General features: G+C 48.1%; 14 protein-coding genes. 10 read left to right on the forward strand and 4 right to left on the reverse strand.

Annotation, left to right across the window (positions count from 1 at the left end):
- Genes AYJ58_RS07265 through AYJ58_RS07285 form a run of 5 tightly spaced genes read left to right on the forward strand, consistent with a single transcriptional unit; the run spans window position 1 to window position 5,263 of the window.
- On the forward strand, window positions 1-954 hold the full coding sequence (locus tag AYJ58_RS07265; protein ID WP_106649581.1) for a tripartite tricarboxylate transporter substrate binding protein: 954 nt from the start codon (window positions 1-3) through the stop codon (window positions 952-954).
- Window positions 955-964: 10 nt separating this feature from the next.
- Window positions 965-1,432 carry a tripartite tricarboxylate transporter TctB family protein gene (locus AYJ58_RS07270; RefSeq protein WP_006085948.1) on the forward strand — a complete coding sequence of 156 codons (468 nt, stop codon included), beginning with the start codon at window positions 965-967 and terminating at the stop codon, window positions 1,430-1,432.
- 2 nt (window positions 1,433-1,434) lie between these two features.
- Entirely contained in the window at window positions 1,435-2,955 is a 1,521-nt protein-coding gene (locus AYJ58_RS07275; protein ID WP_106649582.1) for a tripartite tricarboxylate transporter permease, read from the forward strand.
- Between the two features lie 14 nt (window positions 2,956-2,969).
- Complete coding sequence (locus AYJ58_RS07280; RefSeq protein WP_006082910.1) at window positions 2,970-4,583, forward strand: ATP-binding protein; 1,614 nt, start codon at window positions 2,970-2,972, stop codon at window positions 4,581-4,583.
- On the forward strand, window positions 4,583-5,263 hold the full coding sequence (locus AYJ58_RS07285) for a response regulator (RefSeq protein ID WP_106649583.1): 681 nt from the start codon (window positions 4,583-4,585) through the stop codon (window positions 5,261-5,263). The genes AYJ58_RS07280 and AYJ58_RS07285 overlap by 1 nt, the downstream gene beginning before the upstream one ends.
- 37 nt (window positions 5,264-5,300) lie before the next feature.
- On the opposite strand, the gene AYJ58_RS07290 is transcribed toward AYJ58_RS07285, so the two are convergent.
- The gene (locus tag AYJ58_RS07290) at window positions 5,301-6,968 is read right to left on the reverse strand and encodes a M16 family metallopeptidase (protein ID WP_106649584.1); all 1,668 of its coding nucleotides are present in this window, start codon (window positions 6,966-6,968) and stop codon (window positions 5,301-5,303) included.
- Complete coding sequence (locus AYJ58_RS07295) at window positions 6,965-8,383, reverse strand: M16 family metallopeptidase (protein WP_106649585.1); 1,419 nt, start codon at window positions 8,381-8,383, stop codon at window positions 6,965-6,967. The genes AYJ58_RS07290 and AYJ58_RS07295 overlap by 4 nt, the downstream gene beginning before the upstream one ends.
- A gap of 217 nt (window positions 8,384-8,600) precedes the next feature.
- Here AYJ58_RS07295 and AYJ58_RS07300 point away from each other — a divergent pair, with 217 nt between their 5' ends.
- Window positions 8,601-9,428 (forward strand): N-acetyl-ornithine deacetylase, encoded by an 828-nt coding sequence (locus AYJ58_RS07300; RefSeq protein ID WP_106649586.1) that lies wholly within the window; start codon window positions 8,601-8,603, stop codon window positions 9,426-9,428.
- A gap of 93 nt (window positions 9,429-9,521) precedes the next feature.
- Here AYJ58_RS07300 and AYJ58_RS07305 read toward each other — a convergent pair whose 3' ends face one another.
- Window positions 9,522-10,436, reverse strand: a complete 915-nt coding sequence (locus tag AYJ58_RS07305) for a L,D-transpeptidase family protein (RefSeq protein ID WP_106649587.1) — start codon at window positions 10,434-10,436, stop codon at window positions 9,522-9,524.
- Between the two features lie 879 nt (window positions 10,437-11,315).
- Here AYJ58_RS07305 and AYJ58_RS07310 point away from each other — a divergent pair.
- The gene (locus tag AYJ58_RS07310; protein ID WP_106649588.1) at window positions 11,316-13,046 is read left to right on the forward strand and encodes a potassium/proton antiporter; all 1,731 of its coding nucleotides are present in this window, start codon (window positions 11,316-11,318) and stop codon (window positions 13,044-13,046) included.
- 90 nt (window positions 13,047-13,136) lie between these two features.
- Here AYJ58_RS07310 and AYJ58_RS07315 read toward each other — a convergent pair whose 3' ends face one another.
- Entirely contained in the window at window positions 13,137-14,063 is a 927-nt protein-coding gene (locus tag AYJ58_RS07315; protein WP_106649589.1) for an LpxL/LpxP family Kdo(2)-lipid IV(A) lauroyl/palmitoleoyl acyltransferase, read from the reverse strand.
- A gap of 103 nt (window positions 14,064-14,166) precedes the next feature.
- On the opposite strand from AYJ58_RS07315, the gene hldE reads away from it, so the two are divergent.
- The 3 genes from hldE to AYJ58_RS07330 all read left to right on the forward strand — a co-directional run bounded on the left by hldE (window position 14,167) and on the right by AYJ58_RS07330 (window position 17,052).
- Window positions 14,167-15,597, forward strand: coding sequence for a bifunctional D-glycero-beta-D-manno-heptose-7-phosphate kinase/D-glycero-beta-D-manno-heptose 1-phosphate adenylyltransferase HldE (gene hldE, locus AYJ58_RS07320; RefSeq protein ID WP_106649590.1), 1,431 nt, complete (start codon window positions 14,167-14,169; stop codon window positions 15,595-15,597).
- Window positions 15,594-16,421, forward strand: coding sequence for a hypothetical protein (locus tag AYJ58_RS07325; protein ID WP_106649591.1), 828 nt, complete (start codon window positions 15,594-15,596; stop codon window positions 16,419-16,421). Before hldE ends, AYJ58_RS07325 begins: the two co-directional genes overlap by 4 nt.
- Window positions 16,422-16,572: 151 nt before the next feature.
- Window positions 16,573-17,052 carry a TetR family transcriptional regulator gene (locus AYJ58_RS07330; RefSeq protein ID WP_106649592.1) on the forward strand — a complete coding sequence of 160 codons (480 nt, stop codon included), beginning with the start codon at window positions 16,573-16,575 and terminating at the stop codon, window positions 17,050-17,052.
- Window positions 17,053-17,106 lie beyond the last annotated feature (54 nt).

Consider the following 17,106-nt stretch of genomic DNA (forward strand, 5'->3'; position numbering starts at 1 on the left):
ATGTTGAAAATGAAATCTTTAGTCATGAGTGCGCTGTTACTCGGTGTCTCTGGCATGGCGAGTGCTGATATCCACTTTATCATTCCTGGCGGTCCAGGCGGTGGTTGGGATACCACGGCGCGCGGCGTCGGTGAAGCCTTAGTGAAGTCGAAAATTGATGGTAATGCCTCTTTTGAGAACCTCTCGGGCGGCGGTGGCGGTCGTGCGATTGCCTCTATGATCAAATCGAAAAACAAACAGGGCGACATTTTACTGGTTAACTCGACTCCGATTGTGCTGCGTGCACTTTCTGGGCAAATCCCGTTTAGTTATCGTGATTTAACGCCGGTTGCAGGCATAGTCGCCGATTACGGTGCCTTTGTGGTGCGTAATGATTCACCGTTGAAAACCTGGGATGACGTGTTGGCGGCCTTTAAGGCGGATCCACAAAAATTCAATATCGCTGGCGGCTCAGCGCGCGGCAGTATGGATCACTTAGTTGCGGCGCAAGCGATTGCTGCGGCGGGCTTAGATGGCGGGCGTTTACGTTATGTTCCCTACGATGCGGGCGGTCAAGCTAAGGCTGGCTTACTCTCGGGCGAAGTCGATTTATTGTCGACGGGATTCAGTGAAGCGTTAGAAATTGCAGGCAGTGGTCAAGGGCGGATCCTTGCGATGACAGCACCTGAAATCGTTGCCGAGCATCCAGAGGTTCCGACGATTAAATCACTCGGTTATGACATGACGTTTACTAACTGGCGCGGTTTTTTTGCGGCGCCTGATACGCCTAAAGCTAAAGTTGATGAGTATGTGGCCAAGTTTGCGGCGCTGATTAAGACGCCTGAATGGGAACAAGTGCGTGCCCGTAATGGTTGGATCAACTTGTTTGAACCCCAAGCCGAATTCATTAAGTCATTGGAAGCACAGGAGCAACAGCTTAAAGCCACTATGTTGCAACTGGGCTTTATTAAGTAAGGAGTGACAGATGTTGAATCGTGATCTGCTTGGTTCCTTGCTATTTGTCGCCGTGTTTACCGGATATGGCGTGCTGGCATGGCAAATTCCCTTATTGCCGTTTGAAGAATTTGAAGTCGTGACGTCTTCCACTATGCCGAAGATTTATGCTGCCATGGGGCTGATGTTTAGTCTGTTCTCTCTGGTTGCCGTCTTGCTGAAAGGAAACACGGTTCAACAGCGAGGGGCGCTGCTGACGAAAGCCGCCTTACAACAAACCGCGGCGCTGATTGTGCTGATGGTCTTGTATGCAGCCGGACTCGAACCGTTGGGGTTTGTTGTCGCTACTTTATTGTTTTTGGTCGCTGGATTTTGGTTGATGGGAGAGCGCCGCTTTAAGATTTTGCTGCTCGCCTCTGTGCCCGTGGTGTTGGTGTTCTGGGTGTTGATGACGCAAGTCTTAGGTATCTACTTGGCCTCAGGTTCTCTTTGGAGTTAACTATGTTCGATGCAATGTTTATAGGTCTATCGACCGCGTTTGAATTGCAAAACCTCATGTATGTGGTCTTAGGCTGCTTGGTCGGTACTGTGATCGGTATGCTGCCGGGATTAGGGCCGATCACAGCGATTGCTCTGATGATCCCTGTGACTTACAGCATTGGCCCCAGTTCAGGGATGATCTTAATGGCGGGCGTGTACTACGGCGCTATTTTTGGTGGGTCGACTTCGTCAATTTTGATCAACGCACCGGGCGTAGCAGGAACGGTTGCGACGTCATTCGACGGTTATCCGATGGCGCAAAAAGGCATGGCGGGCAAAGCATTAGCGATTGCCGCCTATGCTTCGTTTACCGGCGGCACTATCGGCGCCATCATGTTGATGGTCGCGGCGCCGCTACTAGCGCAAGTATCATTGAGCTTTCAATCGGGCGATTATGTGGTCTTGATGTTCCTCGGTTTGACGGCCATCGCGGCGTTTTCGAATCGTGGCGATTTCCTCAAGGCTATGATGATGACTCACTTAGGTTTGTTGCTCTCGTCAGTGGGGATCGATCCTTTCTCGGGGATGGAACGTTTCACTTTCGGTCAGCCAGATTTACTCGATGGCATCAGTTTTCTGTTAATCGCCATGGCAACTTTTGCCCTGTCGGAAGCGTTAATGAATGTGATTAAGCCGCCTAAGGCGACCGAAAACATCAATTTTTCGGCGCAGCCCATTGGCAGCACTCATTTAACCAAAGAGGAAGTGAAAGAGATAGCGCCTGTGATTGGTCGCTCGTCGATTTTCGGTTTCTTGATTGGGGTATTACCGGGCGCAGGTGCAACCATTGCCAGCTTTATGGCCTACGGCACTGAGCGTAATTTATCCCGCGGCGCGAAACGCGATGAGTTCGGTAAGGGCTCGATTCGCGGTGTTGCGGCGCCTGAGTCGGCTAACAATGCGGCCTGTACTGGCTCATTTGTCCCCTTATTAACTTTGGGTATTCCGGGGTCGGGTACCACGGCCATCATGCTCGGTGCATTGATTGCTTATGGTATTCAACCTGGCCCTATGTTGATGCAGGAGCGTCCAGACGTGTTTTGGTCTGTGATTATCTCTATGTATTTTGGCAATATTATTCTGCTGGTACTGAATTTACCACTGATCCCTTATTTTGCCAAAGTGCTGGCTTTGCCTAAGTCGATTCTGACTGTGATGATCCTGTTCTTCAGTTTGATTGGGGTGTATTTAGTCTCGTTTAATACTTTCGATCTGTTCCTGATGATAGGTTTTGCGATTGTCGCTGTGGTGCTGCGTTTGCTGGCATTCCCAATGGCGCCGCTGCTACTGGGCTTCATCCTCGGTGATATGATTGAGCGTAACTTCCGCCGTGCTATGATCGCTTCCGATGGTTCTTTGAGCTTCCTGTGGGAACGCCCGCTGACGCTGACTATCTTGATTGTGGCAATTGCTATGCTGGCTGTGCCCTTGATCGGTTTTATTCGTAGTCATCGTAGTGATAAATTGGCGAAAGCCTCTTAAGTAAAGGTACGCTAATGAGACGCCCTAAACGCTTAGAAACCTGGTTAATCAGTGGGGTAACTTGCCTGAGTTTGTTGCTGTGCGCCTTATTTGGCGGCATCAGCTATCAAATTTTGAGCCGCAGTATTACTGAGCAATCGGGCGCTAAGGCATTAGGGCTGGCACATGCAGTCGCGACACGGGCCGATGTGATTACCGCTTTGCAAACGGGGCATTCGAGCCCCCAATTATTGGCCGCGATAGAGGGGATACGCCTAGCGTCTAAGGCCGATTTTATCGTGGTGGGCGATACTCATAAATACCGTATCGTGCACCCAGATTCAGATAAAATTGGCAAGAAGATGGAGGGCGGTGACAGCCAAGCGGCATTAGAAGGGGAGTCTTATATCTCCGAGGCGCAGGGCAGTTTAGGCCGCTCTATTCGCGGCAAAGTGCCAGTGTTTGACGAGCAAGGCCAGATTATCGGCTTGGTTTCCGTGGGCTTTTTGAGCCAGTCCGTGGGCGCGTTAATCGATAAACGTATTCCTGAAATCATCATGACAGTCCTAGGAGTGTTACTGATGGGCGTGCTGGTGGCTTTTTGGATGGGACGGCAAGTGCGGGAAATGTTGTTCGGCTTGCAACCTGCTGAAATTGGACGTTTATTCGTCGAGCAAGACGCGATTCTTAACACAGTGCGAATGGGTGTGGTGGCATTGGATGCTGATGGCCGTATCCGCAAGTTGAACCAAAGGGCGCGGGAGATCTTGGCTTTATCTCCGACCTGCCAACCTAATACTCTGATGCTGAGTGATTTATTGCCGCAGCACGCCGACTTTCTACTGACGAACCAAAACAAAACCATCAGGGGATTCGAGTTATTTGCCAATGAGCAATGGCTGGTGATGTCGCGGGTGCCGTTTCAGGTGCGGGATCAAAATGATGGCTTGCTGCTGACTATGCGCCCCGCCGATGAGATTGAACGCTTGAGCCAGCAACTCGCCAAAGTACAAGAGTTTGCCGAAATGCTCAGAGTGCAAACCCATGATTACTCGAATAAACTCCATACCCTAGGCGCCTTGTTGCAACTTAAAGCTTACGACAAAGCGGTCGAATTTATCGGCCAAGAAAGCCAAGGTTGGCAGGCTCAAATCCATTTATTACTGTCGCAAATCCATGAGCCGACGATCGCGGGATTACTCTTGGGTAAGTACCACAAGGCGAAAGAGCTCAATATTGAGTTTCAAATCAGCCCAGATAGTCAACTCAGCGATGTGCAAGACGCCATTATGCTAGAGCGGATGGTGTCGATTATGGGCAACCTTATCGATAATGCCATTGAGGCCGTGCATAGGGCGAACAATCACAAGCCCCGCCGCGTGGTCGTGACCTTAGATGAAACTGCCTCTAACCTGATTTTTGATGTGGAAGACAGTGGCGATGGGATTTCTAAAACCGAGTACAGCACGATATTCGATCCAGATTACAGCTCTAAGCAGGGGGCGCAGCACGGAGTGGGCATGTATATCGTCAATACTTATCTGTGTGCCTGCCATGGCAGTTTAGAGTTCGCCGACTCAGATTTAGGTGGCGCGCGTTTTTCTGTGTATATTCCCACTAAACCTTTACCTGAAGTCGGTACCGTTTAATGCATACAGTGATCATCGTTGAGGATGAAGTCGAAGTTGCCCATTTGGTCGCGCAATATTTGTTCTCGACTAATCGTTACAAAGTGATTGGCATGGCCAGCGATATCAATACCGCGCGGTCTTTATTAGGCGCAATCACGCCGGACCTCTTACTGTTAGACGTGTATTTACCCGACGGTAATGGTTTGAATTTGCTGGCAGAATTACGCAGCCAAGGGATCAGTAGCGAAGTGGTATTGCTCACTGCGGCCAAGGAAGTGCAGATTTTAGAAAAGGCCATGCAGCTCGGCGTGTTCGATTTTCTGGTAAAACCTGTACTCTTGAGCCGATTAGACCAAGCTTTGAGTCGATTCGAGAGTCGCCAGCTCAAACTTTCTGCCACCGAAGAGCTGACTCAATCCGTGGTCGATGCCTTTATGGAAGTGCCGACAGGAGCGACTAAGGCCGCAACCCGTTTGCCAAAGGGGGTCGATCAATTGACCCTACAGAAAATCCGCGAAGTGTTTGATGCTAAGCCGCAGGATAAACTCACGGCGCAGATGGTGGGTGAAAAGTTAGGTGTTAGCCGTTCTACCGCGCGGCGTTATTTAGAATTTTTGTTGGAATGCAATGAGCTGGCGGCGGATCAGAGTTATGGTTCCATCGGCCGTCCCGAACGTTGCTACCACAGAGTACGCTAGTCTATTTGTTCAGCTTTTACTTTTTTGCATTCAGAATTTAATCCACTTTTACCCTTTCAAGCTGCCACTCTGGTAGCTTAGAGGTTAAGTCTGGGATTATTTTATCGATATCGCCCCGCAAGATAATCAATGGCTCACCGCTAAACGCCCCGTTGGCTAACTGCTGCAGCCTTTTTGGCGTTAGCGCCTGCAACTCTGCATTCAGCTTTTGCACATCAACTTGAGTTAATCCTGTCGCAATTTGTTGGAGATATTGGTTTTCACGCTGAATGCTGTTGTCTTGGCTGAGCACATCCTCCCCCATCAAATAGGTTTTAAGTGCATTGATTTCGCCTTGACTGGCACTTTGGGTTTTAACGAGCGCGAGGTGATCGAGTATGCCTACCAAAAAGGCGCCCGTATGTTCCATGGCTGTACTGCCATAAAATTTGATGCTGCTGGACAGCGGTGCATTGGCGCACTGGCCGTAAATGCCATAGGTGAGACCGCGCTTTTCCCGCAAATCATAATAGAGTCTGCCCGAAAAACTGCGTCCCATCAGCGCGGATAAACTGCGACAGCCTAAGGCGACTTCCTGTGAACTGAGTTGACTCGTCTCGGACGTATCGCCTAATTCACTATCTACGGTATGACCTATGGCATGATTTATGGAATGATCTATGCGATAGCCTATGCGATAGTCTATGCGATAGTCTATGCGATAGCCTAGGCGGACTTGGGTCTGCACGCTGCCCGGCGCATCGATAAGGTAAATCTTCTTGGTTTGCTTAGGTGTGGTTGTTTCTAGCTTATCTGCGTGCGGTGACGATTTAGACAAGAATTTAGGCAAGGATGTCGTCAACATAGGCCACTGTTTGATGCTGGCTTGAAGATCAAACTCGGCGTTTTTAGCCTGCGAGTTGGGTAAAAAAAGATGCCACTGTGCTTGCGATACCGCCTGCTGCTGGATCTGTTGCAGTTGCTTTAGGCTGAGTGAATCGAACAGCTCATCATTATTGAGCACTTTATTGTAGGGATGTTCAGGCCCGAGCAATTTCTCGCGCCACACTTTATCTATCTCGGCGCCACTAAAGGCATTCAAGTGCTTATTGAGCTTGAGTTGGCGGCGAATATTGTCAATATCGACGGGGGCGGTTGCCACATCAACAAAGGTATTGGGCTGCCAAAATTGCATTAGCAAACCGTAGATATGATTAACATCGTCGGGGCAGGTGAGGCTTAGATTTATGCTATGCAAGCTGACGCGAATACTGAAGGTCTCAAGGCAGGGGTCTGCGAGATGAATGGCCAGTGCGCGGGCTTTCTCTTGCAGGGCAAGCTGCAAAATATCGGGATTATTGAAGGGAGCCTGTGGACTTATCGCCGCTAAACTGACTCTGTTGCTGAGACTGTTACTGCTTAGAGCATGAGCGCTTAGACTATTACTGCTTTCAAATGCAGCAAGTCTATGTAACTGATAGGGTAAATCCAACTCGGTATGCACTTCATCGCTAAACATTGGATCCGTTGCGGGGATGATGACGCCGCTTTCGGGTAAATGAGTGCTCAAAGAGTTAGGTGTGTCAAAGCTCGCTAAGCTTGGCGGTTCGGTCGGTGTAAAGACGATTTGCGTTTGCTGGCAGGCGCTCAGTAATAACGCCGCTGCGCAGCACATTAAGCTGTGTAGTTGCTTAGGTCGTCCATGAGTCGCAGTTAGATTAATCATAATACCGCATCCTCTAGGCTGTCGCTTATATCACCAGGCAGCCATTCCAGCAGTGTTTTTCCCCAGCGAATATACCAAGGTGGCAGTAGGTCGACCCGTACATAGTCTTGAGTAAAATACTGTGTTGCGACTCTTCGGATATCGCCTGCCGTGACCGCATTAATCCGCAGCCACTGCGCGCTAAAGGGATGGTCTTTATCTTGAACTGAGGTCGCCGAAAGCTGCGTGGCTAATGCTTGGGTGTCACTAAGTTGTTGTAATCGATTGTTTAACCACACTTGTTTAAGTGTGCACAGGCGAGTTTCATCCAGAGTCTCTTGCTGCGTTTGTGCGACAAGTCCGAGTACTTTTTCCACTAAGGTATCCAGTGAAGTGCGAGCGCGAGGAACCAAGACAATATTGGCAATCCCATGATTTTCTAACTCAAAGGGCAGGGAATAACTGAGCATTTGCGCAGGATTATGTTGGCTCATTTTAGCAATTGCACTGGCGCTATTTTGAAATAAATAGCCTTCGAGCAGTTGAATCGCCGCCGCATCGGGATGATCTTTACCTACGGTATGCCAAGCGAGCAATAATCCAGGCCAAGGCCCGCGCTCATCGACCAACTCAGCATGCACTTGTTTAGGCTGGATGTTCAATTCAGTGAATCTAGGCTCAGTCGTCGTTGGTTTAGGCCAAGTCGCAAAATTTTGCTCAATCCATTGCTGGGTTTGTGGACTTAACTTGCCGACAAGGGAAAGCTGCATGGCGTCTGGGCGATAATAAGCACGGTGAAAGGCGGTGAGACTTTCAGGTGTGGCTTGCAAGATATCTTCACGACTACCAATAATACCGTGGCCATATGGCGTGCCTTGCACTTGCTCGAGTAAGAATGCCATCGCACTGCGGACATAGGGTTGATTATCTATGGTTTGCGCCATTTCCTGCAGTACGGTTTCCTGCTGATTTTTAACGCTTGTGGCATTAAGGCTAGGGCGGATAAAGCGGTCGGCTTCGAGATACAAGCCCAGTTCTAATGCTGGGCTTGGCAGTGTCACATAGTAATTGGTGTAGTCAAAATGGGTGCTGGCATTAAAACGTGCCCCTAATGCACTGAGCTGCTGGGCATAGGTATCGCCGGGGGCATTCTCACTGCCCTTAAATAACATGTGCTCAAACAGATGGGCATAACCGCTCTGGCCCTCAGCTTCGTTGCGGGCGCCTAAATTAAATTGGCTGGCGATGGTGACTGTATGTTTATCAGCCATGGGCAGTAAGCGCACCGTTAGGCCATTTTCGAGAGTGTAGGTTTTTAGGTTCGCTTCGAGTGTGTATAAGGCGCGTGCATCTTGCTCGGCGCGGCATTGCGCCTGCAGCGTATTGCTAAAAACACTGGTCGCAAGGGCAATAAAATAGGCGATGTGAGTTCTCATAAGTGCATCCTGCCGAGCATATTGGTTGAATTCGTTAAAAGATTCATCGAAGCTGAATGCCGTAACTCAGTGATGATTAACCCTACAACAGGTATCGATACCAATTGCGATATGGTTAGCGACTGCTCGGATTTCATCGAAATCAGTTGAATAGCATTCAGTTTTTAAAAAGAACTGCTATGATGGCACAGTTCTTTTTCTGGCATAAGTACAAGATATGGTAAGCAGATCTCCGTTCGAATCCTTTCAGTGGAAAAGCGATATTTTTAACTGTGAAAGCACTGATATTGATAATTTTTATCTGCTGCTTGAGCAGGAAATGACCCGTTTGGGCATGGTTGAGAAGAATTTGGGTGAAGTCGGTAAATACAAGGTTAGCTTGTATCAGTCTCCCGCCGCTAAGTCAGGCTTACCTTCTTTATTAATCAGCGCAGGATTTCATGGCGAAGAATCTGCAGGCCCTTGGGGTTTGCTGCATTTTTTGAGTGAAGCTTCAGCAGATCTATTTGAACGGGTGAACTTGAGTTTATTGCCCCTCGTTAATCCAACCGGATTTAGCCGCGGCCATAGATTTAACAAATACGGCGAAAACCCGAATCGCGGTTTTGTATTTGAGAATGGTAAACCTAAAGCCAACGAACATACGTCGGTGGAAGGTAAGTTGTTGTTAGACCATGCACAGTTACTGCTTGCTGCGAGTCGAGACGGTATTTTAACTTGCCACGAAGATGTCTTGAGCCGTGAAGCCTATGTGTATTCTTTTGAGCCAAGCCAAGTGCCAGGACGCTTTAGCCTCGATTTGCGCGATACCTTAGGCGGTTATTTCCCGATTGCTGTGGATGGCGAGATTGATGCGTGTCCAGTGAAGGATGGCTTGATCTTCAATCACTTTGATACGTCGTTTGAAGCGTGTTTAGTGCGAAGCGGTGCCCGTGTCGGTGCTTGTACTGAAACGCCTGCGCTGCAAAACTTCGATCAACGCGTATTGGCAAACAGTGCTGCTATGACTCACTTCTTAGCCCTGTGCGCACCATTATGTGATTGATCTTGTTATTCTATTAGGTGTTTAATCGCCTGATAAATGACAAAAAAATACCCGCAGATAGCGGGTATTTTTTAGGTGATATTTGCCGGTGAATTATTGATTAATTCGCATTGGCACACCGGTACGCTCATCGAGCAGCTTTTTGATCACAGAAGAATTTGTGTCAGCTTTAGCGATAAACTTGGCGATATCTCTAGGTAATGAAATCGCGACTGGCTCATTGGATTCAAACTCAGCCACAGTACGAGACAGAGGTTGATGCACGGCTAAGTAGCGCTTACCGTCTGGCTCTTCGGTTGCTTTAATCGGCTGGTTCACAAATTGTACACGGGTGCCCACAGGTACGTTCTTGAACAAGTGCTCGATATCATCGTGGCGCAAACGCACACAACCTTGGCTGACACGTAAACCGATACCGAAACTCGCGTTAGTACCGTGAATCGCATACAAGTTGCCGATATACAGCGCATACAGCCCCATAGGGTTGTCTGGACCCGCTGGCCATACTGCTGGCAGGATTTCACCCTTAGCAGCATATTCTTTACGAATGCGCGGTGTCGGGGTCCAAGTTGGATTGGCACGCTTACGTTGTACTGAGGTCACCCAGTTTTCTGGTGTGTCTTTACCAATTTGGCCAATACCAATAGGCAGGACTTCAACTGTTTTTTTGCCTTTTGGATAGTAATACAAACGCATTTCGGCCACGTTGATCACTATGCCTTCACGGGGAGCGTTAGGCAGGATCAGTTGTAATGGAATTAACAGTTGGCTACCTGGCTTTGGCAGAAATGGATCTACACCTGGGTTAGCTTCGAGTAAGTTACTGAGACCGAGCTGGTATTTGGCAGCAATATCTTCGAGAGTGTGTTTACCCTCTGGAACCGTATAATACTGGTTCTCGCCAATTAGCCTGCTTTGGGCGGCTGGTAAAGGATATTCCGTTGCTAAAGCGGACAGACTAGGGAAAACCAAAGTCAATAATAAAGCTGTGGTGCGAAGCATACTCATAAGCGGATACTACGATTCCTGTTAATAAAAAAGCGTGTTTAACGCAGCTTTCTCTGTTAAAACGAGAGCGGCAATTTGACGAGCAAAATGCACTGGCGCGCGAAGCTCGCATCCTTCCTTATTTTGGACATTATTTCAACTGAAATATGATCCGTACAGCGTATTTATCGCTTAATTTTTGTTTTAACGGTTTTCTTCGATGACTGAGGTTGTCAGTATTTAGACTTACCGTTAAACCCTCTGCCTACTTTATCGCCCTATGCGCTGCAATTCCCTGTTTTAAGCTACTGTGTTGTAGTTCTTCTATGATGGTCGCTCAGCCAAAAATGATGGCTGAATAGATTGGTTTTAAGAAAATAGCGTGTGTGCACTTGCTTAAGATACTTTTTGAACTAGGTGATGCGCAACCTGACAAAGCCCGCCGAGTTGAATTGATTGTTAGATAAATAGTGTGAAAACAATTAGCTTGAGAGTGATGTTCGAATATTCGCCGTTTCACTCGACATTGTTTTATCTGGTGCAGAATTCACTATGATACCCTTAGTTTATACAGGTTTATCAGCCTGGTTTGGCTTTAATGATTTAAGTTTATGTTGAGTTCGTTGTTTTTAACTATCTGATATTCATTTATTTTAATTTTTATAAGTCGTGTGGAAATGTTCTGCTGTTATTTAGGTTTTACGTTAGCCTTTATCTCAAGGTTAATGCAAAGTGACATTTATGGCATTTTCTATGTAGATGATTGAAATTTAATATTTAACGCTCCAATAATTCGCTATTTTTGTGCTAATATAAAATCATAAAATTGTAAGTTGAGTCATTTTTAACCTCGGTGATTTGTCTATCGTTTAACTAAACAACCTGTATAAGGAGGCGTTTGTGGATGCAAATTCCATCAATAGTTTTTTTCTGATTGGCGCCTTGCTTACTGCTGTGAGTGTTTTACTCAGTCCCATGTCTTCCCGTTTGGGTATCCCGATTCTTTTGATCTTCCTTGCCGTGGGTATTTTGGCTGGTGAAGATGGCCCTGGCGGCATACTGTTTGATGATTATTCCACTGCTTATTTAGTCAGTAACTTAGCACTAGCTATCATCTTACTCGATGGTGGCATGCGTACCCGTGTTGCCAGTTTTAGGGTGGCGCTGTGGCCTGCATTATCCCTAGCGACCTTTGGTGTTGCTATTACCACAAGTATCACAGGCATGATGGCCGCATGGCTATTTGACTTGCATTGGTTGCAAGGTTTGCTGGTGGGCGCGATTGTGGGCTCGACTGATGCCGCTGCGGTATTTTCATTATTGAAAGGGCGCAGTCTCAACGAGCGGGTTGGGGCAACCTTAGAAATTGAGTCCGGCAGTAACGACCCTATGGCAGTGTTTTTAACAGTGACGCTGATTGCGATTCTCGCCAATGTGGACACTGAGCTGTCCTTCAGCTTTATGTTTATCAGCTTTATTAAGCAATTTGGTCTGGGGATTTGCTTAGGTTTAGGCGGCGGCTGGATGCTGTGGAAGCTGGTTAATTTGAGCAAATTAGCCGACGGTCTGTACTCTATTTTAGTCTTAAGCGGTGGGCTGATCATTTATGCGGCGTCCAACAAACTTGGCGGCAGTGGTATTTTATCGATTTACTTAGTCGGGCTTTTCCTCGGCAATAAGCCGACCCGTGGCCGCCATGCGATTTTGAACGTGTTGGATGGTATGACATGGGTCAGCCAAATCGGCATGTTCTTGGTATTAGGCTTATTGCTTACCCCTTCCGATTTAGTCGATATCTTGATCCCAGGTTTTGCGCTGGCATTTGGGATGATTTTATTTGCTCGTCCTGTCGCTGTGTGGATCAGCCTATTGCCCTTTAAGAGCTTCAGCAGTCGCGACCGCTGGTTTATTTCGTGGGTAGGATTACGCGGCGCTGTGCCTATCATCTTGGCGGTGTTCCCTATGATGGCGGGCTTACCGGGCGCTCAGTTGTACTTCAACTTAGCCTTCTTCGTTGTACTAGTCTCGTTACTGGTTCAAGGTGCGTCTTTGACCACTGCGGCGCGTTTAGCTAAGGTGGAACTGCCCCCAAAGCCGTTGCCCGTTTCGCGTTCGGGAGTTGAAATTTACCCGAGCAGCGAATGGGAAGTGTTTGTTTATCGTTTGAGTGAAAGTAAGTGGTGTATTGGTGAACCGTTAAAACGTTTAGCTATGCCAGATGGAACACGAATTGCGGCGGTATTTAGGGATGACACTTTACTGCATCCATCAGGTAGCACTCGCCTCGAAGCGGGCGATATACTCTGCGTGCTGGGTCAGGAGCGCAGTTTAGAAGCCTTGAGTAACCTCTTTAGCCAAGCGCCAGAAAATAAAGAAGTACAACGTTTCTTCGGTGATTTCTTTATTGAAACAGACGTTAAACTTGCGGATCTCGCACCAATTTATGGCTTGAGTTTAGATAATCTCGCTGACGATATGACAGTTGCCGATCTGGTGGTGTCACAGCTTGGCGCTAATCCTGTGCTGGGCGATCAGTTCCAATGGCAATCGTTGCATTGGGTGGTGGCGGGGCTGTATGAAGGCAAAGTCACTAACGTGGGTATTCGTTTACCGACTGAGAATGCGCTCTAATTCTATGTGCTAGATGGTCCTTACCATCGAAAGTCACCATAAAAATGCCAGCTTATTTGCTGGCATTTTTGTATTTAAAAACTGAATGAGTTACTGATATAACGATTTGTCCGTTGGATCGGGACGGGTCTTAAAGCGGCGATGTAACCACATATATTGGGCGCGGTTTTTATCTATGATGGATTCGATAATCTTGTTACCACGAATGGCATCGGCTAATTCATCTTCACCGGGGAAATTATCCAGCGGTGGCATCACTTCAATCCGATAGCCCTCATCGCCTTCGGTACGTTCCACAAAAAAGGGCAAGACTTTGGCTTTGCCGAGTTTGGCTAACGTGGTGGCACCCGTAATGGTTGCCGCATCTGGCATGGCATAAAATGGGATAAATACCGCGCTGGAGCGGCCAAAGTCTTGATCGGCCGTGTACCAAATGACATCGGGATTACGCAGGCAGCGCACCATTTGGCGCAAGTCGCGTTTAGAAACCAGCCCTTTATTCGAGCGTAAACGGCCTTTAACTTGGAGGTATTCCATCACAGGATTGTTGTGTGGGCGATACACTCCCACGCCGGGTTGGAATTGGCCGAAGATACGTGCGCCCATTTCCAGCGGTAAACAATGCACGGCAAAGAGGATGACGCCGTGGCCAGCATCGAGAGTGTCTTGCACGTGTTCTTTGCCTGTGATGCTCATGTGCTGCTGCACTTTTTCATCGGACCACCACCATGCATTGATGGTGTCGAAAATGGCTTTGCCCGTTTCTTCAAAGTTACGCTTGAGTAAATCTTCTCGCTGTGCTTCTGACATTTCAGGGAAGCAAAGGGCCAAGTTACGGCGCGCCGTATGAGTGCGACTGCCTGCAAATTTCATCACTAAGCGACCTAAACCTTTACCCAGTTTCATCTGCCATGAGAGCGGTAGAAGCTGAGTTAAGCGCATTAAAAATACGCCAAACCACATGGGCCAATGCTTAGGATGATATAAAGAAGATGAAAACTCGGCTTTCTCGACCACAAAAATACTCACTACTTTTGAAAATTACTGCTTATTCTAACTCAATTTTTACTGAAAATTAGGTACAATCACGGTTTAATTTCTGCATAAAGATAAGAGCACTATGAAGGTTTCTCTGCCAGCATTTGAAAAAGCCAGAGTGTTAGTCGTCGGCGATGTGATGTTAGACCGCTATTGGGTTGGCCCTACGGGACGTATCTCCCCCGAGGCCCCCGTACCTGTGGTGAAGATTAATCAAGTCGAAGACAGACCCGGCGGCGCGGCCAACGTGGCGCTCAATATCGCGACCTTAGGTGGTCAAGTCCAACTTGCTGGACTCGTCGGTCAAGACGATACCGCCAACGCCCTAACGCTCGGCGTGCAAACCTTAGGGGTTGAACCCCAATGGTTAACCATTGCAGACAAGCCAACCATCACTAAGCTGCGGGTGTTATCACGTAATCAGCAGTTGATCCGCCTCGATTTCGAAGAAGCTTTCGACAAGGCTGACAGCGTGCGTTTGCTCAAGCAATCTGAGGCCTTACTCGATTCCGTCGATGTGGTGGTGTTGTCAGATTATGCCAAGGGCGCTATCGATCAGCCGCGAGATTTTATTGCTTTAGCGCGTTCAAAAGGTGTGACGGTGTTAGTCGATCCTAAGGGCAGTGACTTTGGTCGTTATCAGGGGGCGTCGTTGATCACCCCGAATATGAGCGAGTTTGAGGCGGTTGTGGGCACTGTGACCTCAGAAGCGGATCTGCTGGAAAAAGCCCGTGGCTTACTTAAGCAACATCATTTTGATGCCATCTTAGTCACCCGCTCTGAAAAGGGCATGACCTTAGTGACCGCTAATGCGCCCGAGCTGCACATTCCTACCGTTGCCCGTGAAGTTTATGACGTGACCGGCGCTGGCGATACTGTGATTTCGGCCTTAGCAACCTCATTAGCCGCGGGCGCCGATTTACCCCAAGCTTGTGCAATTGCGAACACAGCCGCTGGCGTGGTGGTCGGTAAACTTGGCACTTCTACCGTGAGCCGCATTGAGCTTATTGAAGCGTTAGCTTTGCACCATGGAGAATCGGGTTTTGGAGTGGTAAGTGAAGATCAACTCGCCTATGCCTTAGAGCAAGCCAAACTGCGCGGTGAGCGTGTGGTGATGACCAATGGTTGCTTTGATATTTTGCATGCGGGCCACGTGAGTTATCTCAAACAAGCCAAAGCCTTAGGCGATCGTTTGATTGTGGCAGTAAACGATGATGCCTCGGTTAAACGCCTAAAGGGTGAGGGGCGTCCGGTCAATCAGGTGGATCGTCGTATGGCCGTGTTAGCGGGCTTAGCCTCTGTCGATTGGGTGGTGCCTTTTAGTGAAGATACGCCGCAGCGCATTATCGCTCGACTGTTGCCAAATTTATTAGTTAAAGGCGGCGACTATAAGCTGGAAGATATCGCAGGCGGCGCTGAAGTGATTGCCGCTGGCGGTCAAGTGCAAGTGCTGGGATTTGAGGATGGCATTTCGACCACGGCGATTATTCAAAATATCATGGCGAATCAGTGAGCTTAGTTGCTCTGGTATTCGCATCTAGCCTGTCTTGGACGCCCATCGCCGATAAGCAGGCTTTGATTTGCCCTTTACCAGAGCTTGGCGCTTGCTTGGCATTATTGCCTAAGCAAGTGTTGGCGCAGCTGCCCGCTACGTTAGATCAATTTAGGCGCGATTTAGGCCAGCGAGGCGCCATGGTTATGCCCGTCGATGACAATAAGGTTGCAGGCCTAGTCTTAGTCAACGAGTTGCAGTCGCCGCAAGTGCAGTTAGCCAGTGTCGATCTGGTGACCTATCAATTACCTTTGCTCGAACAGCCGCAATTAACCCTATGGCATGAGCTCGGTCATTTGGAGAACCTTGCTCTGCAAGGCACAGTATTACCGACTCAATTGAGCGCATATCAGCATGAATGGCTGGCCGATATTTATCTGGTTTGGCGTATCGCGCGGGAGCGAGGTGATTTTGCCTTGGTATGGCAGCAATACCATAGACGCAATCTCGATGCGTTAACAAGTCCGCAATACTTGTCGCACTGGAGTTCGCCTATGCTGATACAAGTGTTGCACCACTATAAGGTGGCTCACGTGGCGAGTTTTGCCGATTATCGGGATTTTTTGGCGGATTTTTATCCTAAAGCCGAGCAATTAGCGCCGAGGTTATTAGGCGAGTATTCGAGCTTAATGCAACGCACTTTTGGCGCGAGTGTGTTGCAACCCCTTCCTGAATATCTATTTTGGCGAAAAGCCGAACTTGGACATTATCTACAACCCACCTTCGTTTTACTCATGGGCGAGGAAAAAGCGCATAACTGGTTGGTACAAAATTCAATGTTATGAAGGTGTTAATTGATTCTATGTTTAAGCCTGTTTTAAACTGAACCCTAGCTGAACAAAAGCGAAATACGCTGGTTGCAGCCGAGTGAACAGCAGTAATCCCTGAGCGGCTTTGGTAAGCTTTCCCCCTAAAAATAAGAGGGGAGACTTTACTATGGCTAAGCGCTCGCGAGTACAAACTGAGCAAACCATAAATCAGATTATGGATGAAGCGTTAAGACAAATTTTGACTATCGGCTTTGAGACTATGTCTTATACCACGTTATCTGAAGCAACGGGGATTAGCCGCACAGGTATTAGCCACCATTTTCCACGCAAGAGCGATTTTCTCGTTCGTTTAGATAGCCGTATTGGTAATCTATTTGTTGCGGCTCTGGATTTTTCTAGCCAAGAGGCATTAGAAACATCATGGATGCAGGCTATGCAGGAAGAGCATTACCGCGCAGTATTGAGACTGTTCTTTAGTCTTTGTGGTGGTGCCAACAATGAAATCACTCTCTTTAGAGCGGTGAGCACAGCACGTCAACAAGCGATTGCTGAGTTAGGCTTAGCGGGTGATCGCACGATCAACCATTTAATAGGCCGTACTGCTATGATGTTGTTGTCCAATTTTGATGTGGCAAAAGCAGCATAAAAGACTGACCAACACATATAAAAATGGAGCCCGATGGCTCCTTTTTTATGGGGG

It is taken from the genome of Shewanella sp. Pdp11, assembly GCF_002838165.1.
Classification (GTDB): Bacteria; Pseudomonadota; Gammaproteobacteria; order Enterobacterales; family Shewanellaceae; genus Shewanella; species Shewanella hafniensis.